The following is a 20807-nucleotide window of genomic DNA, read 5'->3' as shown; positions in this document are numbered from 1 at the left end:
ATACCCCTCTTGGCATTTTTATAATGAGGCGGCCCTGGGTGCGTTACGCATCAGTTTGACTGTATGTATTTTTGGACGTATCATAAATTCGTCTGTGGAGGCCTTTAACTTTTGTTTTAGGAAGTCCTATGTTTATGCATGCTTGCATTAAGCCGGTGACCTATCCCTTATCCGCTGCACAAATGGAGATTTGGCTCGCGCAGCAAATCAAGCCCCAAAGCCCTGTCTACAACATTAGCCAGTTCACAGAAATCCATGGCATCGTTGACCCGACCTTGTTCGAGGCAGCCTTGCAGCAGGTGGTTTTGGAAGCGCAAAGCCTGTGTCTTCAATTCACCGAAAGTGACGATGGCCTTCAACAATTTGTCGGCTCACTAAATTGGTCTCTCCCCTTGATCGATGTCAGTGCAGAGGTTGATCCTCAAGCCGCTGCCGAGGCTTGGATGAGAGCCGACTACGAACAACCAATCGACCTTCTGCACAGCCTACCGTTTGGCTATGCGTTGTTAAAAGTCGCCCCTGACCGATTTCTCTGGTATCAGCGCTATCACCATATCGTGATGGATGGGATCGGAGGCGTCCTCATCGCGCAACGCATGGCGCAAATGTATAGCGCGCGGGTCAAGGGTGTGGCAGCGAAAGAGTGCCCCTTCGGGTCAGTATCGCTGTTGCTGGAGAATGATGCTCGCTACCGTGCCTCTGCACAATTTCCAAGAGACCGAGCATATTGGCTTAAGCACTGCGCGGATTGGCCCAAACCGGTGACGCTTGCAGATCGTCCAGCCCCCGCTTTGTATCACCGCCTTCGGCAGACTACTTACCTCCGCTCTCAATCGGTGCGCACTCACGCTTCTGACGCAAGTCGTTTGGCGCAGCTCATAATGGCTGCCATGGCAGCGTATCTTCATCGTTTGATCGGCGCTCAGGACGTGGTGTTGGGCTTTCCGGGGACCGCCCGCTTGGGCGAAGACCGGCGCATTCCCGGTACGACGGCTAATGTTTTGCCGGTCCGATTCACTGTGCAGCCGGACATGAGCCTATCCTTATTGATGGAACAGGCAGCACAAGAGATTCAACGCGGGTTTCGGCATCAACGCTACCGCAGTGAAGCGTTACGGCGAGAACTTGGGCTGGCGCAAAGTCAACCATTATTTGGTCCCACGATCAATCTCATGCCGTTTGACTATAAGCTGTCCTTTGGCAAGCATTCGTCGACCAATCATAATCTCGTCAATGGGCCCGTCGAAGATCTGATGATCGTTGTCTATACTCTATCCGACGACGGTCCGCTACGGATTGATTTTGACGCGAACCCCACGCTCTACACCGCAGATGAACTCATTGCATATCAATGCCGTTTTTTAAAGTTCCTGGATGCCCTCGCCTCCGAACCCACACAGCCAATTAGCGGCATCGACTTGCTCGATGCCGCAGAGCGGCGACAGTTGCTGGTCGAGTGGAATGCGACGGGGCATGATTATCCGGCGCATCAGTGCATTCACCGTTTGTTCGAAGAGCAGGTCGAGCGCACGCCAGAAGCCACCGCGCTCGTGTACGCAGATCAAGTATGGAGCTATGCTGAGCTGAATGCGCACGCCAACCGCCTCGCGCATCAACTCATCGAGCTTGGGGTTCAACCAGATGCGTGCGTAGCGATCTGTGTGGAGCGCTCACCGGCGATGGTGGTGGGGTTGCTGGCGATCCTGAAGGCGGGTGGTGCCTATGTGCCGCTTGATCCGGTTTATCCGGGCGAGCGTCTTACGCACATCCTCGCCGATGCGACACCGACGATCTTGCTGGCTGATGCGGCTGGACGCACCGCGCTCGGCGAGGCGGCCCTTGCTTCACTGATCGTACTCGATCCAAATAGATTACCGCAATCGCCCATTACCAATCCGCAGGTCCCGGGACTGACTCCCCATCATCTTGCCTATGTGATCTACACCTCCGGCTCTACCGGCACGCCCAAGGGGGTCATGGTCGAGCATGCTCAGATTGTGCGTCTGTTCGACGCTACCGCAGCTTGGTATCACTTTAACCAGCACGATACCTGGTGTCTATTCCACTCTTTTGCCTTCGATTTCTCTGTCTGGGAGCTATGGGGGGCCTTGCGCTATGGGGGCAAACTCGTCCTTGTGCCCCATCACATTACCCGCTCGCCGCAAGAATTTTATCGTTTGGTGTGCGAACAAGGCATCACCGTATTGAATCAGACACCCAGTGCTTTTAAGTCATTCATCGCGAGCCAGGCGCAAAGTGCATTACGGAACCGTTTACGGTATGTCATTTTTGGGGGTGAGGCACTTGAGCCCGCCATCTTGCAGGCGTGGTACGCGACGTGCTCTGAGCATGCTCCCCAATTGGTGAACATGTATGGCATTACAGAAACCACGGTGCACGTCACCTATCGGCCTCTACAGCAGCAGGATAGTGAACAAATAGGTAGTCCGATTGGAGTGCGGATTCCGGATCTTAAAGTTTACCTACTGGATGCCTATGGTCAGCCTGTGCCGCTGGGCGTAGCAGGCGAGTTGTACATTGGTGGGGCCGGTGTCGCGCGTGGCTATCTGAACCGGCCCGACCTGACTGCCGAGCGTTTTCTCCCTGATCCGTTCAGTGATCATGACGATGCTCGCATGTACAAGACCGGTGACCTGGCCCGCTACCTGCCTGATGGCAATCTGATGTTCTTGGGCCGAAACGACCATCAGGTCAAGCTCCGCGGCTTTCGGATCGAATCCGCTGAGATCGAGGCGTGCCTGGTGGAGCATCCGCAAGTGCGTGAAGCTGTCGTGCTCGCGCGGGGGGAGGGCAGCGACAAGCACCTGGTCGCCTATGTCGTGGCCGAACCTGATGAACAGCTTGCTAGCACCCTGCGTGCGTACCTTGCGGCTAGGTTGCCTGAATACATGGTGCCGACTGCTTTCGTGCGCTTGGATGCGCTGCCGTTGACGCCCAACGGCAAGCTTGATCGCCAGGCGCTGCCCGCGCCAGATGACGAGGCCTTCGCCCATCAGGTGTATGAAGCGCCGCAAGGCGAAATTGAGACCGCGCTTGCCGCGATCTGGGCCGAGCTGCTTCATGTCGAACAGATCAGCCGTCACGACAGCTTCTTCGCGCTCGGCGGTCACTCGCTGCTCGCCATACGCCTGATGAACCGCGTCGCAGCGCTGGGCGCCGAACTGCCACTGGCAGCGCTGTTCGACTCGCCTTGCCTTGCTGCGTTTGCCGCGGTGGTCAACAAACGTTTGACCCAAGAAGACAGTACGCTCCCCACCATCACGCCTGTGTCACGCAAGGACATTTTGCCTCCGTCGTTCGCCCAGCAGCGCCTGTGGTTTCTCGCACAGCTCGATGGGATCAGCGACAATTATCATATTCCGCTGGCCATTCGCTTGCGTGGGGCCTTGGATCGGGCCGCCTGGCAACAAGCATTGAATACTCTGTTCGCGCGCCACGAGGCACTACGTTCTGTATTCGTCACTATCGACGGCCAGCCACAGGTTCAGCTTCTGGCCCCCGAGTTGGGCTTGCCGATGCACTGGCATGATCTACGGGGCAAACCGAATGCCCATGCGCAACTGGAAAGTTTGAGCGCCCAAGAGGCGAAGACGCCGTTTGATCTCGCGCAAGGTCCACTGATTCGCGCGCGCCTGATTCAACTCGCTGACAATGAGCACGTGTTCCTGCTCACACAGCACCATATCGTCTCGGACGACTGGTCTTTGGGCGTGCTCCTGCAGGAATTGAATGCGCTGTATACGGCCTATCGAGCCGGTGAACCTTGTCCGCTACCGCCGCTTGCCATCCAATATCCAGATTACGCCGCCTGGCAAAGGCAATGGCTCTCGGGCAAGCGACTCCAGACCCAGAGAGCGTACTGGCGCAAGACACTGGCCGATGCGCCCGTGCTGCTCAATCTGCCCACCGACCGGCCCCGTCCACCTCAGCAATCCTTTGCTGGGGCTCAGGTGCCGGTTCGTCTTGATGCGAAAATAACGCGCTTGCTCAAGCGCCTGGGCCAAGAGCACGGTGCGACCCTATTTATGACCCTGTTGGCCGCCTGGGGCGCAGTCCTGTCCAGGCTGTCCGGCCAAGACGATCTCATCATCGGCACGCCAAGCGCTAATCGTAACCACCGTGAGATTGAGTCCTTGCTCGGCTTCTTCGTCAACACGCTGGCGTTGCGCATCGATCTGGCCAGCGAGCCAAATACGGTTCAATTGCTAGAGCGCGTCCGGCATAGCACGATGGCGGCTCAGGCTCATCAGAATCTGCCCTTCGAGCAGGTTGTGGAGATCGTGCAGCCACCACGCAAGCTGGACCATACGCCGCTGTTCCAGGTCATGTTCGCCTGGCAAAACAACGAGGTGGCCGAGTGGCGCTTGCCTGCTTTGGAGGTGACCCCAGTCGCATTGAGCTACAACACCGTCAAGTTCGATCTCGAACTGAATTTACAAGAAGCTGGTGACGAGATCATCGGGGATTTACGTTATGCGACCGCCCTCTTTGATCGTCAGACAATTGAGCGGCAGGTCGGCTATCTGCAGGCCATGTTGCGGGCAATGACTGCCGATGCGCAGCAATCCATTTCCACGGTCGATATCCTCGCGCCGACCGAGCGCACACTTTTGCTCGAGACGTGGAACGCAACGGCGGCGTCCTATCCGGAATATCAGTGCATTCACCAGTTATTCGAAGCGCAAGTCGAGCGTACACCACAGGCTACTGCGCTCGTATATGAGGATCAAGTATTAACTTATGCCGAACTGAATGCGCATGCCAACTGCCTCGCGTATCAGCTCATTGAGTTGGGCGTTCAACCGGATGCGCGCGTGGCGATCTGCGTGGAGCACTCGCCAGTAATGGTGGTGGGGTTGCTGGCGATCCTGAAGGCGGGCGGTGCCTACGTGCCGCTTGATCCGGCTTATCCGGGCGAGCGTCTTACGCACATCCTCGCCGATGCGACACCGGCGATCTTGCTGGCCGATGCGGTTGGACGCGCCGCACTAAGCGAAATGGCCCTTGCCTCGCTGACTGTGCTCGATCCGAATGTGCTGCTAGTATGGCCCATCAGCAATCCGCAGGTCCCGGGACTGAACTCACACCACCTCGCCTATGTGATCTACACCTCCGGCTCCACCGGTACGCCCAAGGGCGTCATGGTGGAGCATAGAGGTGTCGTGAATCTCGCTCAGGCGCAGATAGCTTGTTTTGAGGTTCACCCCTCCAGCCGGGTATTGCAGTTTGCCTCCCCCAGTTTCGATGCGAGTGTCTCGGAAATCTTCATGGCCTTAGGATGCGGCGCAGGCTTGTATCTGCTGCCTGATATCGCTCGACGGGACCGAAATGGTTTGTGGGATTATTTGGCGAGATATGCAATCACTCACGTTACTTTACCTCCTGCGCTGCTTCAGGATGGCGAGGATTTGCCTAGCCTGAACATCCCTCTAACACTGATTCTGGCAGGCGAAGCGCCCGGTGCAAGCTTGCTTCAAACCTTGATTCATCAAGGCGTCGTCTTCAATGCCTATGGCCCAACCGAAATAACCGTTTGCGCCACTGCATGGCGTTGCTCACATGATCTCAGCAGTGAAGTGGTTCCCATTGGCCGACCGATCTCTAACATCCGTGTTTATCTGCTAGATACGCATGGCCAACCTGTGCCATTGGGCGTAGTAGGCGAACTGTACATTGGTGGAGCCGGTGTCGCGCGTGGCTATTTGAACCGGCCCGACCTGACTGCCGAGCGTTTCCTCCCCGATCCGTTCAGCGATCGTGATGATGCCCACATGTACAAGACAGGCGACCTGGCCCGTTACCTGCCTGATGGCAATCTGATGTTCTTGGGCCGAAACGACCATCAGGTCAAGCTCCGCGGTTTTCGGATCGAACCCGCTGAGATCGAGGCATGTCTGGTGGAGCATCCGCGAGTGCGTGAAGCTGCCGTGCTCGCGCGAGAGGATGGCAGCGACAAGCACCTGGTCGCCTATGTCGTGGCCGAACCTGATGAACAGCTCGCCCGCACGCTACGTGCGCACCTTGCGGACAGGCTGCCTGAGTACATGACACCAGCCGCCTTTGTGCGCTTGGATGCGCTGCTGTTGACGCCCAACGGCAAGCTTGACCGCCAGGCACTGCCCGCGCCGGACGACGAGGCCTTTGCCCATCAGCTGTATGAAGCCCCGCAAGGCGAAATTGAGACCGCCCTCGCCGCCATCTGGGCCGAGCTGCTTGGGCTAGAACACATCAGCCGTCACGACAACTTCTTTGCGCTCGGCGGCCACTCGCTGCTAGCTGTACAGATGATCGAACGCTTGCGTCACATCGGCCTAGCTGTCTCAGTGCGTACGTTATTCGATACGCCGACGCTCAACGCACTGGCCCAATCTCTGGGCCAACATCATGAAGTGGCTACACCGCCAAATGGCATCGCATCCGACACCACCACGCTAACGCCGGACCTGCTGCCGCTGATCAATCTCACCCAAGCCGAGATCGACCATATCGTTGAACAGACCCCGGGCGGGGTAGCCAATATCCAGGATATCTATGCCTTGTCCCCCCTGCAGGACGGCATCCTGTTCCACCATCTGCTGGCGACCGAAGGCGATCCTTATCTACTGATCGTCCAGATGGCCTTTGCTAACCGAGCATTGCTCGATCGCTACCTAGATGCAGTCCAACAGGTAATCAATCGTCATGACATCCTGCGCACCGCTTTTGTCTGGGAGAGTCTATCCGCATCAGCCCAGGTGGTCTGGCGTCATGCGCCGCTGTCGATCACGGAGCTCACTCTGGGTCCAGCCGATGGAGCGATCGCTGAGCAGTTAACCCAGCGCTTCGATCCTCGCCAACATCGTATCGATTTGACTCAGGCCCCATTGCTACGCTTTGCGATCGCGCAGGACAGTAATGGCCGCTGGCTGCTCGTCCAGTTGCTGCACCATCTCATAGGCGATCACTCGACGCTGGAGGGGATGCAGGCTGAAATTCAGGCGTTTCTTAAAGGCCAGGGTGACGCCCTGCCAACTCCCCAGCCATTCCGCAACCTGGTGGCGCAGGCGCGCTTGGGGCTAAGCCCGCAGGCACACGAGCGCTTCTTCACCGATATGTTGGCCGAGGTTAATACGCCAACGCTACCTTTCGGGCTGGCCGAGGTCTATCGCGACGGCGCACAGGTTAACGAGTCACACCACATGCTGCCGCAGGACTTGAACGACCGCCTGCGCGCTCAGGCCAAGCGGGTGGGCGTGAGCTTGGCCAGTCTTTGTCATCTAGCCTATGCTCAAGTGATTGCTCGCGCTAGCGGCCAACAGCGGGTGGTATTCGGCACCGTGTTGTTTGGGCGTGTGCAGGCGGGCGTTGGTATGGACTGTGCGATGATGGGCCTGTTCATCAACACGCTGCCGCTACGCATTGACCTGGACAGTCGTGGCGTTCAGGACAGCGTACGCGATACTCATGCACGGCTGGCTGCGCTGCTTGAGCATGAACACGCCTCATTAGCGCTGGCACAGCGCTGCAGCGGCGTGTCAGCCGAGGGGCCGCTGTTCAGTGCGCTGCTGAATTACCGGCACCATGCCATGCCGTTGGGCGAGAGCCCAACCGTATCTGGCATTGAATTCCTAGGCGCGCAGGAGCGCACTAACTATCCGTTCACGCTGTCGGTGGAAGACTTTGGTGCCACGTTGGGCCTGACTGCTCAGGTCGTGCAACCACTCGATCCGGCTAGGATGTGCAGTTATATGCAGCAGACGCTACAAAGCCTGGCTAAGGCGCTGGAGCACGCGCCCGACATGCCAGTTTGGCAACTGGAGGTGCTGCCCATCGAAGAGCGTGAATGCTTACTCGAAACCTGGAACGCGACGGCCACGCCATATCCAGAACACCAGTGCACTCACCAGTTGTTTGAGGAGCAGGTCGAGCGTACACCGCACGCCACTGCGTTGGAATACGAAGAGCAAGTATGGAGTTATGCCGAACTGAATACGCGCGCCAACTGTCTCGCGCATCAGCTTATCGAGCTGGGGGTTCAACCGGGTGACTATATTGCTACGTTGCTTGAGCGCTCTGTGGAGTTGGTCGCCGCTCAACTGGCGATCCTCAAAGCGGGGGCCGCCTATGTGCCAATTGATCCTCAAGCCCCGGCGGAGCGACAAACCTGGATCTTGGCCGATTGCGCCGCGCGCCTATTGGTCACCGATACCCATACCGAGATTCCTGCCGCCCTGCTTACACCATTGCTACGTCTGGCATCAAGGGACGTAAATGAAACGGATGTGTCCGCCGCCAATCCCGACCTGGTCCATTCCAGTCTAGATACTGCTTATGTGATGTACACCTCAGGCTCGACCGGCGTCCCCAAAGGGGTGCTCGTGCCGCATCGCGCCATTGCTCGCCTGGTGATCAACAACGGCTATGCCGACATCGGAGTCAATGATCGCGTGGCCTTTGCCGCCAATCCCGCTTTCGACGCCAGCACTTTTGAAGTCTGGGCCCCTTTGCTTAATGGGGGCCGTATTGTCATCATTAATGCCGATACGTTCACTGACCCACAACGTCTAGCAAATGCGCTTTGTCGGCATAAGGTGACATCGCTCTTCTTGACGACCGTGTTGTTCAATCAATTCGTTTTGGCTATAGGTCCAGCCTTAGCGCAACTGAAATATCTACTCTGTGGAGGAGAGCAAGAAAAACGGGAGTCTTTCGTAGAGTTACTGAAAAATGGAGGGCCGAGTCATCTTATCCATTGCTATGGGCCCACTGAGAGTACCACTTTTTCAACAACTTACGAGGTGAGTAGACTTGACGATCAACTGGATCGGCTACCTATCGGCCGGCCGATCGCGAACACTCGGCTTTATCTGCTGGATGCGCATGGCCAGCCTGTGCCATTGGGAGTGGTGGGCGAGCTATACATTGGTGGGGCGGGTGTTGCGCGTGGCTATCTGAATCGTCCTGAATTGACCGCCGAGCGTTTTCTTCCCGATCCATTCAGCGATCGTGACGATGCTCGCATGTATAAGACGGGGGACTTGGCTCGTTACCTACCTGACGGCAATCTGATGTTCTTTGGCCGTAACGACCATCAGGTCAAGATTCGCGGCTTTCGGATCGAACCCGCTGAGGTCGAGGCGCGCCTCGTCGAGCATCCGCAGGTGCAGGAAGCTGCCGTGCTTGCGCGGAGCGAGGGCAACGACAAGCGGCTGGTTGCCTACGTTGTAGCTGAGCCGGACGAACAGCTTGCTAGCACTCTGCGCGCGCACCTCGCGGACAGGCTGCCTGAGTACATGGTACCGGCCGCTTTCGTGCGCCTGGATGCGCTGCCGTTGACGCCCAACGGCAAGCTCGACCGCCGGGCGCTGCCCGCGCCGGACAACGAAGCCTTCGCCCGTCAGGCGTATGAAGCCCCACAAGGCGAAATTGAGACCGCCCTCGCGGGCATCTGGGCCGAGTTGCTTAATGTTGAACAGATCAGCCGCCACGACAGCTTCTTCGCGCTCGGCGGCCATTCACTGCTCGCCGTGCGGATGATCGAACGACTGCGTCGCCTTGGCCTAACCGTATCCGTGCGCGCGCTATTCGATACGCCAACGCTCAGCGTGCTGGCTCAATCTCTGGGTCAGCACCACGAAGTGGCCATACCGCCCAATGGCATTACACCCAACACCGACACACTGACGCCGGACCTGCTGCCGCTGATCGACCTTACCCAAGCCGAGATCGATTGTATCGTTGCACAAACGCCAGGGGAGGTAGCCAATATCCAGGATATCTACGCTTTGTCTCCCCTGCAGGACGGCATCCTGTTCCACCACCTGCTGGCGACCGAAGGCGACCCGTATCTACTGATCGCCCAGATGGCCTTTGCTAACCGGGCATTGCTCAATCGCTACCTGGATGCAGTCCAGCAGGTAGCGAATCGCCACGACATCCTGCGCACCGCCTTTGTCTGGAAGAATCTGTCCTCGCCCGTCCAGGTGGTCTGGCGTCATGCGCCACTGTCAATCACGGAGCTCACTCTGGATCCAGCCGATGGATCGATTACTGAGCAATTGACGCAACGCTTCGATCCTCGCCAATATCGTATCGATTTGACCCAGGCCCCGTTGCTGCGCTTCGCTATCGCACAGAACAGCGATGGCCGCTGGCTGCTGGTCCAGTTGCTGCACCATCTAATCGGTGATCACTCGACGCTGGATGTGATGAATACCGAGGTGCAAGCTTTCCTCGAAGGCCGTGGCGACGCCTTGCCAGCTCCCCAGCCATTCCGCAACCTGGTGGCGCAGGCGCGCTTGGGGCTAAGCCAGCAGGCACACGAGCGCTTCTTCACCGACATGCTGGTCGAGGTCGAGGCACCTACGCTGCCTTTTGGGCTGGCCGAGGTCCATCGCGACGGCGCACAGGTTACCGAGTCACACCATATGCTACCGCAGGACTTGAACGACCGCCTGCGCGCTCAGGCCAAGCGGGTGGGCGTGAGTCTGGCCAGTCTATGCCATCTAGCCTGGGCTCAAGTGATTGCTCGCGCTAGCGGCCAACAGCGGGTGGTGTTCGGCACCGTGTTGTTCGGGCGCATGCAAGCCGGTGCTGGGGCTGACCGTGCGATGGGCCTGTTCATCAACACGCTGCCGTTGCGCGTTGATCTTGATGACACCGGTGTCAAGGACCGCGTGCGTAATACCCACGCGCGGCTGGCCGCACTGCTCGAACATGAACATGCGTCGCTGGCCTTGGCACAACGCTGCAGTAGCGTGCCAGCTGGCGCACCCCTCTTTAGTGCGCTGCTGAACTACCGGCACAATGCCATGCCATCGGGCAAGAGCCCAACCGCGTCCGGCATGGAATTCTTGGGTGGGCAGGAGCGCACCAACTATCCGTTCACGCTGTCGGTGGAAGACTTCGGCGCTGCGCTGGGTCTGACCGCTCAGGTTGTGCAACCGCTCGATCCAGTTAGGGTGTGCGGCTATATGGAGCAAACGCTGCAGAGCCTGGCCCAGGCGCTAGAGCACACGCCCGACATGCCAGTTTGGCAACTGGAGGTGCTGCCCATCGAGGAGCGAGAACGCTTACTCGAAACCTGGAACGCGACGGCCACGCCATATCCAGAACACCTGTGCATTCATCAGTTGTTCGAGGAGCAGGTCGAGCGTACACCGCATGCCACTGCGTTGGAATACGAAGATCAAGTATGGAGTTATGCCGAACTGAATACGCGCGCCAACTGTCTCGCGCATCAGCTCATCGAGCTGGGGGTTCAACCGGGTGACTATATTGCTACGTTGCTTGAGCGCTCTGTGGAGTTGGTCGCCGCTCAACTGGCGATCCTCAAAGTGGGGGCCGCCTATGTGCCAATTGATCCTCAAGCCCCGGCGGAGCGACAAACCTGGATCTTGGCCGATTGCGCCGCGCGCCTATTGGTCACTGATACCCATACCGAGATTCCTGCCGCCCTGCTTACACCATTGCTACGTCTGGCATCAAGGGACGTAAATGAAACGGATGTGTCCGCCGCCAATCCCGACCTGGTCCATTCCAGTCTAGATACCGCTTATGTGATGTACACCTCAGGCTCGACCGGCGTCCCCAAAGGGGTGCTCGTGCCGCATCGCGCCATTGCTCGCCTGGTGATCAACAACGGCTATGCCGACATCGGAGTCAATGATCGCGTGGCCTTTGCCGCCAATCCCGCTTTCGACGCTAGCACTTTTGAAGTTTGGGCGCCTTTGCTCAATGGCGGAACCCTTGTCGTGATAGATCGCGACACCGTTCTTACGCCCGATGCTTTTGTGCGTACTTTGCAGGAAAAACACATTAGCATTATGTGGCTGACCGTTGGGTTGTTTAACCAATTGGCAGTGGCGCTAGAGCCCGTATTCCCACAACTTAAAATATTGATTGTGGGTGGTGATGCGCTCGATGCTAGCGTCATCGCGCAAGTACTGCGCAATACACCACCACAACAACTGATCAATGGATACGGTCCGACCGAAAGTACGACTTTTGCTACGACATATAGAATCGGTTCGCTTCCAGAAGAGGGCATAAGCATCCCTATCGGCCGCCCGATCGCGAACACCCAACTCTATCTGCTGGACGCACACGGCCAGCCCGTGCCATTAGGAGCAGTAGGCGAGCTGTACATTGGTGGGGCGGGTGTTGCGCGTGGCTATCTGAATCGTCCTGAATTGACCGCCGAGCGTTTCCTTCCCGATCCGTTCAGCGAGCATGACGATGCTCGCATGTACAAGACCGGCGACCTGGCTCGCTACCTGCCTGACGGCAATCTAGAGTTCCTGGGGCGCAACGACCAGCAGGTCAAGCTCCGCGGCTTTCGGATCGAACTCGGCGAGATCGAGGCGCGCTTGATTGAGCACCCGCAAGTGCGGGAAGCCGCGGTACTCGCGTTAGATGAGAACGGTGGCAAGCGCCTCATCGCCTATGTCGTAGCAGAGCCGGACGAGCAGCTTGTCCACACGCTACGTGCGCATCTTGCGGCTGGGCTGCCTGAGTACATGGTGCCAGCCGTCTTCGTGCGCTTAGATGTACTACCGCTCACGCCTAATGGCAAGCTCGACCGTCAGGCGCTGCCCGCGCCGGACAACGAGGCCTTCGCCCATCAGACGTATGAAGCCCCACAAGGCGAAATTGAGACCGCCCTCGCGGGCATCTGGGCCGAGCTGCTTAATGTTGAACAGATCAGCCGCCATGACAGCTTCTTCGCGCTCGGCGGCCATTCACTACTCGTCGTGCAGATGATTGAACGCCTGCGCCGCCTCGGCCTAACGATTTCCGCGCGCGCACTGTTCGATACGCCCACGCTTAGCGTGCTGGCCCAATCTGTAGGCCAACATCGCGAAGTGGCCACACCGCCCAATGGTATTAAATCCAACACCGCCACGCTGACACCAGATCTGCTGCCGTTGATTGACCTCACCCAAGCCGAGATCGACCGTATCGTTGAACAGACCCCGGGCGGGGTAGCCAATATCCAGGATATCTATGCCTTGTCCCCCCTGCAGGACGGCATCCTCTTCCACCACCTGCTGGCGACCGAAGGCGATCCTTATCTACTGATCGCCCAGATGGCCTTTGCTAACCGAGCATTGCTCGATCGTTACCTAGATGCGGTCCAGCAGGTAGTGAACCGCCATGACATCCTACGCACCGCTTTTGTCTGGGAGAGTCTGTCCACGCCTGCTCAGGTGGTCTGGCGTCACGCGCCGCTGTCAATCACGGAGCTCACTCTGGATCCAGCCGATGGACCAATTACTGAGCAATTGACGCAACGCTTCGATCCTCGTCAACATCGCATTGAGTTAACTCAGGCCCCGTTGTTGCGCTTCGTGATCACGCAGAACAGAGATGGCCGCTGGCTGCTTGTCCAGTTGCTGCACCATCTGATTGGTGATCACTCGACGCTGGATGTGATGCAGGCTGAGATTCAGGCGTTCCTCGAAGGCCGTGGCGACGCCCTGCCAGCTCCCCAGCCATTCCGCAACCTGGTGGCGCAGGTGCGCTTGGGGCTCAGCCCGCAGGCACACGAGCGCTTCTTCATCGACATGCTGGCCGAGGTTGAGGCACCTACGCTGCCCTTCGGGCTGACCGAGGTTCATCGCGACGGTGTCCAGGTTAACGAGTCACACCACATGCTGCCGCAGGACTTGAACGACCGCCTGCGCGCTCAGGCCAAGCGGGTGGGCGTGAGTCTGGCTAGTCTGTGTCATCTGGCTTGGGCTCAAGTGCTCGCTCGCGCCAGCGGCCAACAGCGGGTGGTATTCGGCACAGTGCTGTTCGGGCGCATGCAAGCCGGTGAGGGGGCGGACCGTGCAATGGGGCTGTTCGTCAACACACTGCCGCTACGCATTGACCTAGACAGTCTTGGCGTTCAAGACAGCGTGCGTCAGACCCATGCGCGGCTGGCCGCACTACTCGAACAAGAACATGCATCGCTGGCCTTGGCACAACGCTGCAGTAGTGTGCCAGCTGGCACGCCGCTGTTTAGTGCGCTGCTGAACTACCGGCACAATGCCATGCCATCGGGCGAGGGCCCAACCGTATCCGGCATGGAATTCCTGGGTGGGCAGGAGCGCACCAACTATCCGTTCACGCTGTCAGTAGAGGACTGCGGCATCGCACTGGGTCTGACTGCCCAAGTCGTGGAGCCGCTCGATCCGGCTAGGGTGTGCGGCTATATGCAGCAGACGTTGCAGAGCCTAGCCGAGGCGCTGGAGCACACGCCCGACATGCCGGTTTGGCAACTGGAAGTGCTGCCCATCGAAGAGCGTGAATGCTTACTCGAAACCTGGAACGCGACGGCCACGCCATATCCAGAACACCAGTGCATTCACCGTTTGTTCGAAGAGCAGGTCGAGCGCACGCCAGAAGCCACCGCGCTCGTGTACGCAGATCAAGTATGGAGCTATGCCGAGCTGAATGCGCACGCCAACCGCCTCGCGCATCAGCTCATCGAGCTTGGGGTTCAACCAGATGCGTGCGTAGCGATCTGTGTGGAGCGCTCACCGGCGATGGTGGTGGGGTTGCTGGCAATCCTGAAAGCGGGTGGTGCCTATGTGCCGCTTGATCCGGTTTATCCGGGCGAGCGTCTTACGCACATCCTCGCCGATGCGACACCGACGATCTTGCTGGCTGATGCGGCTGGACGCACCGCGCTCGGCGAGGCGGCCCTTGCTTCACTGATCGTACTCGATCCAAATAGATTACCGCAATCGCCCATTACCAATCCGCAGGTCCCGGGACTGACCCCCCATCATCTTGCCTATGTGATCTACACCTCCGGCTCTACCGGCACGCCCAAGGGGGTCATGGTCGAGCATGCTCAGATTGTGCGTCTGTTCGACGCTACCGCAGCTTGGTATCACTTTAACCAGCACGATACCTGGTGTCTATTCCACTCCTTTGCCTTCGATTTCTCTGTCTGGGAGCTATGGGGGGCCTTGCGCTATGGGGGCAAACTCGTCCTTGTGCCCCATCACATTACCCGCTCGCCGCAAGAATTTTATCGTTTGGTGTGCGAACAAGGCATCACTGTATTGAATCAGACACCCAGTGCTTTTAAGTCATTCATCGCGAGCCAGGCGCAAAGTGCATTACGGAACCGTTTACGGTATGTCATTTTTGGGGGTGAGGCACTTGAGCCCGCCATCTTGCAGGCGTGGTACGCGACGTGCTCTGAACATGCTCCCCAATTGGTGAACATGTATGGCATTACAGAAACCACGGTGCATGTCACCTATCGGCCTCTGCAGCAGCAGGATAGTGAACAAATAGGTAGTCCGATTGGAGTGCGGATTCCGGATCTTAAAGTTTACCTACTGGATGCCTATGGTCAGCCTGTGCCGCTGGGCGTAGCGGGCGAGCTGTACATTGGTGGGGCCGGTGTCGCGCGTGGCTATCTGAACCGGCCCGACCTGACTACCGAGCGTTTTCTCCCTGATCCGTTCAGTGATCATGACGATGCTCGCATGTACAAGACCGGCGACCTGGCTCGTTACCTGCCTGATGGCAATCTGATGTTCTTGGGCCGAAACGACCATCAGGTCAAGCTCCGCGGCTTTCGGATCGAATCCGCTGAGATCGAGGCGTGCCTGGTGGAGCATCCGCAAGTGCGTGAAGCTGCCGTGCTCGCGCGGGGGGAGGGCAGCGACAAGCACCTGGTCGCCTATGTCGTGGCCGAACCTGATGAACAGCTTGCTAGCACCCTGCGTGCGTACCTTGCGGCTAGGTTGCCTGAATACATGGTGCCGACTGCTTTCGTGCGCTTGGATGCGCTGCCGTTGACGCCCAACGGCAAGCTCGACCGCCGAGCGTTACCAGCGCCAGATGACGAGGCCTTCGCCCATCAGGTGTATGAAGCGCCGCAAGGCGAAATTGAGACCGCCCTCGCGGGCATCTGGGCTGAACTGCTGGGCCTGGAGCGCGTCAGCCGTCACGACAGCTTCTTCGCGCTCGGCGGCCATTCACTGCTCGCCGTGCAGATGATTGAACGCCTGCGTCGCCTCGGCCTAACGATTTCCGTGCGCACACTGTTCGATACGCCCACGCTTAGCGTGCTGGCCCAATCTGTAGGCCAACATCACGAAGTGGCTACACCGCCAAATCTCATTACGCCCAACACGACCACGCTGACACCAGACCTGCTGCCGTTGATTGACCTCGCCCAAGACGAGATCGACCGTATCGTTGAACAGACCCTGGGCGGGGTAGCCAATATCCAGGATATCTACGCTTTGTCCCCCCTGCAGGACGGCATCCTCTTCCACCACCTGCTGGCAACTGAGGGCGATCCGTATCTGTTGATCGCCCAGATGGCTTTTGCCAATCGAGCATTGCTCGATCGCTACCTAGATGCGGTCCAGCAGGTAGTGAACCGCCATGACATCCTGCGCACCGCCTTTGTCTGGAAGAGTCTGTCCACGCCCGCTCAGGTGGTCTGGCGTCACGCGCCGCTGTCAATCACGGAGCTCACTCTGGATCCAGCCGATGGACCGATTACTGAGCAATTGACGCAACGCTTCGATCCTCGTCAACATCGCATTGAGTTAACTCAGGCCCCGTTGTTGCGCTTCGTGATCACGCAGAACAAAGATGGCCGCTGGCTGCTTGTCCAGTTGCTGCACCATCTGATTGGTGATCACTCGACGCTGGATGTGATGCAGGCTGAGATTCAGGCGTTCCTCGAAGACCGTGGCGACGCCCTGCCAGCTCCCCAGCCATTCCGCAACCTGGTGGCGCAAGCACGCTTAGGACTAAGCCAGCAAGCGCACGAGCACTTCTTCAACCGCATGCTGGTCGAGGTCGATGCGCCCACGCTGCCTTTTGGGCTGGCCGAGGTTCATCGCAACGGCGCCCAGGTCTGTGAATCGCACCGCATGCTGCCGCAAGACTTAAACGACCGCCTGCGCGTTCAAGCCAAACGAGTGGGCGTGAGCTTGGCCAGTCTGTGTCATCTAGCCTGGGCTCAGGTGCTCGCTCGCGCCAGCGGCCAACAGCGGGTGGTGTTCGGCACAGTGCTGTTCGGGCGCATGCAAGCCGGTGAGGGGGCGGACCGTGCGATGGGGCTGTTCATCAACACGCTGCCGCTACGCATTGACCTGGACAGTCGTGGCGTTAAGGACAGTGTGCGTCAAACCCACGCGTGCCTGGCCGCGCTGCTTGAGCATGAACACGCGTCGCTGGCGCTAGCGCAGCGCTGCAGCGGCGTGCCAGTCGGTGCGCCGCTGTTTAGTGCGCTGCTGAACTACCGACACAATGCCATGCCATCGGGCGAGGGCCCAACCGTATCCGGCATGGAATTCCTGGGCGCGCAGGAACGCACCAACTATCCGTTCACGCTGTCAGTGGAGGACTGCGGCATCGCACTGGCTCTGACTGCCCAAGTCGTGGAGCCGCTCGATCCGGCTAGGGTGTGCGGCTATATGCAGCAGACGTTGCAGAGCCTAGCCGAGGCGCTGGAGCACACGCCCGACATGCCGGTTTGGCAACTGGAGGTGCTGCCCATCGAAGAGCGTGAGTGCTTACTCGAAACCTGGAACGCGACGGCCACGCCATATCCAGAACACCAGTGCATTCACCAGTTGTTCGAAGAACAGGTCGAGCGCACGCCAGAAGCCACCGCGCTCGTGTACGAAGATCAAGTATGGAGCTATGCCGAGCTGAATGCGCACGCCAACCGCCTCGCGCATCAACTCATTGCGTTGGGCGTTCAACCAGATGCGCGCGTAGCGATCTGTGTGGAGCGCTCACCGGCGATGGTGGTGGGGTTGCTGGCGATCCTGAAGGCGGGCGGTGCCTACGTGCCGCTTGATCCGGCTTATCCGGGCGAGCGTCTTACGCACATCCTCGCCGATGCGACACCGACGATCTTGCTGGCTGATGCGGCTGGACGCGCCGCGCTCGGCGAGGCGGCCGCTTCACTGATCGTACTCGATCCAAATAGATTACCGCAATCGCCCATTACCAATCCGCAGGTCCCGGGACTAACCTCCCATCATCTCGCCTATGTGATCTACACCTCCGGCTCCACCGGCATGCCCAAGGGGGTCATGGTCGAGCATTGCAACCTATCCAATCTCTGCACATGGCATATCCGTACTTTCGATTTACATAGCGGCTGTAGAAGTGCAACAACCGCTGGCGTGGCATTTGATGCCAGCGCCTGGGAGATTTGGCCTAGTTTGGCCTGCGGGGGTACACTGTCCATACCGCCTCACGCTGTCTCCGATGATGTGCTGGCCATGCTGCAATGGTGGCATCAGCAGCGCCTCGATGTGACATTTCTGGTCACGCCTTTGGCTGTCATGGCATTGAGTGGTGGGCAAACGCCCTCGAGCGTGCGCCATCTGTTGACCGGGGGGGATCGTTTCCCTTGCTTGCCAGAGGGGCTACCTTCTGGGCTCACGCTGGTGAATAACTATGGTCCGACTGAGGCCACGGTTGTTGCAACTTCTGGACCGCAAAATGGTGAAGACAGTCGGCCTCATATCGGCCGACCAATCGCAAACACCTGTGTTTATCTGCTGGACACGCACGGCCAGCCAGCGCCATTGGGGGCGGTAGGCGAACTGTACATTGGTGGCGCCGGTGTCGCGCGTGGCTATCTGAACCAGCCCGACCTGACTGCCGAGCGTTTTCTCCCTGATCCGTTCAGTGGTCGTGACGATGCCCGCATGTACAAGACGGGCGACCTGGCCCGTTACCTGCCTGATGGCAATCTGATGTTCTTGGGCCGAAACGACCAGCAGGTCAAGATCCGCGGCTTTCGGATCGAACCCGCTGAGATCGAGGCGTGCCTGGTGGAGCATCCGCAAGTGCGTGAAGCTGCCGTGCTTGCGCGGGGGGAAGGCAGTGACAAGCACCTGGTCGCCTATGTCGTGGCCGAACCTGATGAACAGCTCGCCCGCACGCTACGTGCGCACCTCGCGGACAGGCTGCCTGAGTACATGACACCAGCCGCCTTTGTGCGCTTGGATGCGCTGCCGTTGACGCCCAACGGCAAGCTTGACCGCCAGGCGCTGCCAGCGCCGGACGACGAGGCCTTTGCCCATCAGCTGTATGAAGCCCCGCAAGGCGAAATTGAGACCGCCCTCGCGGGCATTTGGGCCGAGCTGCTTGGGCTAGAGCGCATCAGCCGTCACGACAGCTTCTTCGCACTCGGCGGTCACTCGCTGCTCGCCATGCAGATGACCAGTCGTATTCACACCACGTTAGGCGTCGAGATCGCCCTGCGCACGCTGTTTGAAGCGCCTACCGTCATGGAACTGGCGCAGCGTTTATTTAAGCTAGACGGAGCCCAAGACGATTCATTTGCCGTTTTACTTCCGATCAAACCCACAGGTACCCAGCCACCTCTTTTCTGCGTCCACCCCGCTGCCGGTCTGAGCTGGAGTTATATCGCTCTATCTAAATATTTAAACGCGGATCAACCCGTCTACGGCCTGCAAGCCCGTGGACTCAATGGCGTGCCGCCGCTTGCAAAAACCATCGACGCCATGGCCTCGGATTACATCAGGCAAATTCGCCGCATTCAGCCTGGCGGGCCTTACTATCTGCTGGGATGGTCCTTTGGCGGCAGCGTCGCTCACAGCATGGCCACACAACTCGAACAACAAGGCGAAAAAGTGGCACTACTCGCTTTGCTAGATAGTTATCCAGACTATTCTCAGCGGAGCAATGAACCGGAGATGGATCAAGAGGCTGCCTATATCAAGCTTTTTGGTCGCTATGGCGATAAAGGTATTCCAGATGCAGGTGAATATTTATGGGGAAAAACCCGAGATGTCATCGAAAACAATTGTCACATTGCAATGCATTTTTCCCCGCTCATTTATGGCGGCGACGTGCTCTTCTTTCGTGCAACGATAACGGAAGATGAATCTATCCCGCTAACCCCTGATTTATGGAAGCCTTACGTTCTCGGCAATGTCGAGATTTACGATATCCACTGCAAACACGAAGACATGGATAGGCCCGCGCCGACCGCTGAAATCGGTCATATTCTGGCTCAGAAACTAGATGAATTACAGAAGCATCAACCGCGCTAAAACGAAAAAGCGCTGTTAGTTTGATGATGCCAATGGTGCTTTTCTGGTAATGGTCAATGACGAAAACAAGTATTCGTTGTAGCCTAATTTTTTTATGCACAGGGGGGCAGTGGAGTTATCCCATCTTTGAAGGCAGTTCTATCGTCTAAAAAAGCCGCGCATTGAATTTGGTCTGACCCTGCCCCAAAAATGGGACGCCTGTTCCAACTTTTGGGGTGCAATTCACGTTATACAAGTCCATCGCCGGCGAGAGATACAGCTTTTGGCCCGTGACGTTTAACTCGGGCACATCGCATCTCGATAGGAGATGAGAAACATCGACGATTAGGTGTTTAGCTCGTTACTCGAATAGGACAACAGCGTAGCCAGGGCCCGCAGGCTTTGGTCTGCTTCTTAAGGCTGAATATAAGTCTGCAACCTTCCTTTCTTGAATATCATTGAAAAATCTCCTTGCAAACCGGAAGCCCACCATATAAGTTAGCTTTTTCCCGCTGTCCGATCTCCTCAATCTTCATAAATTACTTTCACAAATCTCAGTATCTACCTTATTTCAAATGGAATTCCCTTTTTGGTTCTAAAGTATCCTCGCTAAGTTGTTGTTTTTTCTAATAAAAATCAAATAAAAAGCCGTTGTGTCGCTTGACCATTGTTCAGCCTTCATCTAAAGTGGGGAAAAGTGTGACAAAGTGCATTTTTGTGTGAATTTCTCATTAGGGATAACTCTAATGAGGGTTAAATGGG

General features: G+C 57.8%; 1 protein-coding gene. It reads left to right on the top strand.

All coding sequences use genetic code 11. From position 1 onward, the window contains the following. Positions 1-128 precede the first annotated feature (128 nt). On the top strand, positions 129-20066 hold the full coding sequence (locus NQD60_RS08020; protein WP_257100389.1) for a non-ribosomal peptide synthetase: 19938 nt from the start codon (positions 129-131) through the stop codon (positions 20064-20066). Positions 20067-20807 lie beyond the last annotated feature (741 nt).

Origin of the sequence: Mycoavidus sp. SF9855 (assembly GCF_024582735.1) — a bacterium.
Lineage (GTDB): Bacteria > Pseudomonadota > Gammaproteobacteria > Burkholderiales > Burkholderiaceae > Mycoavidus.
Note: the sequence above shows the minus strand (reverse complement) of the source record. Positions and strands in the feature narration are given on the sequence as shown.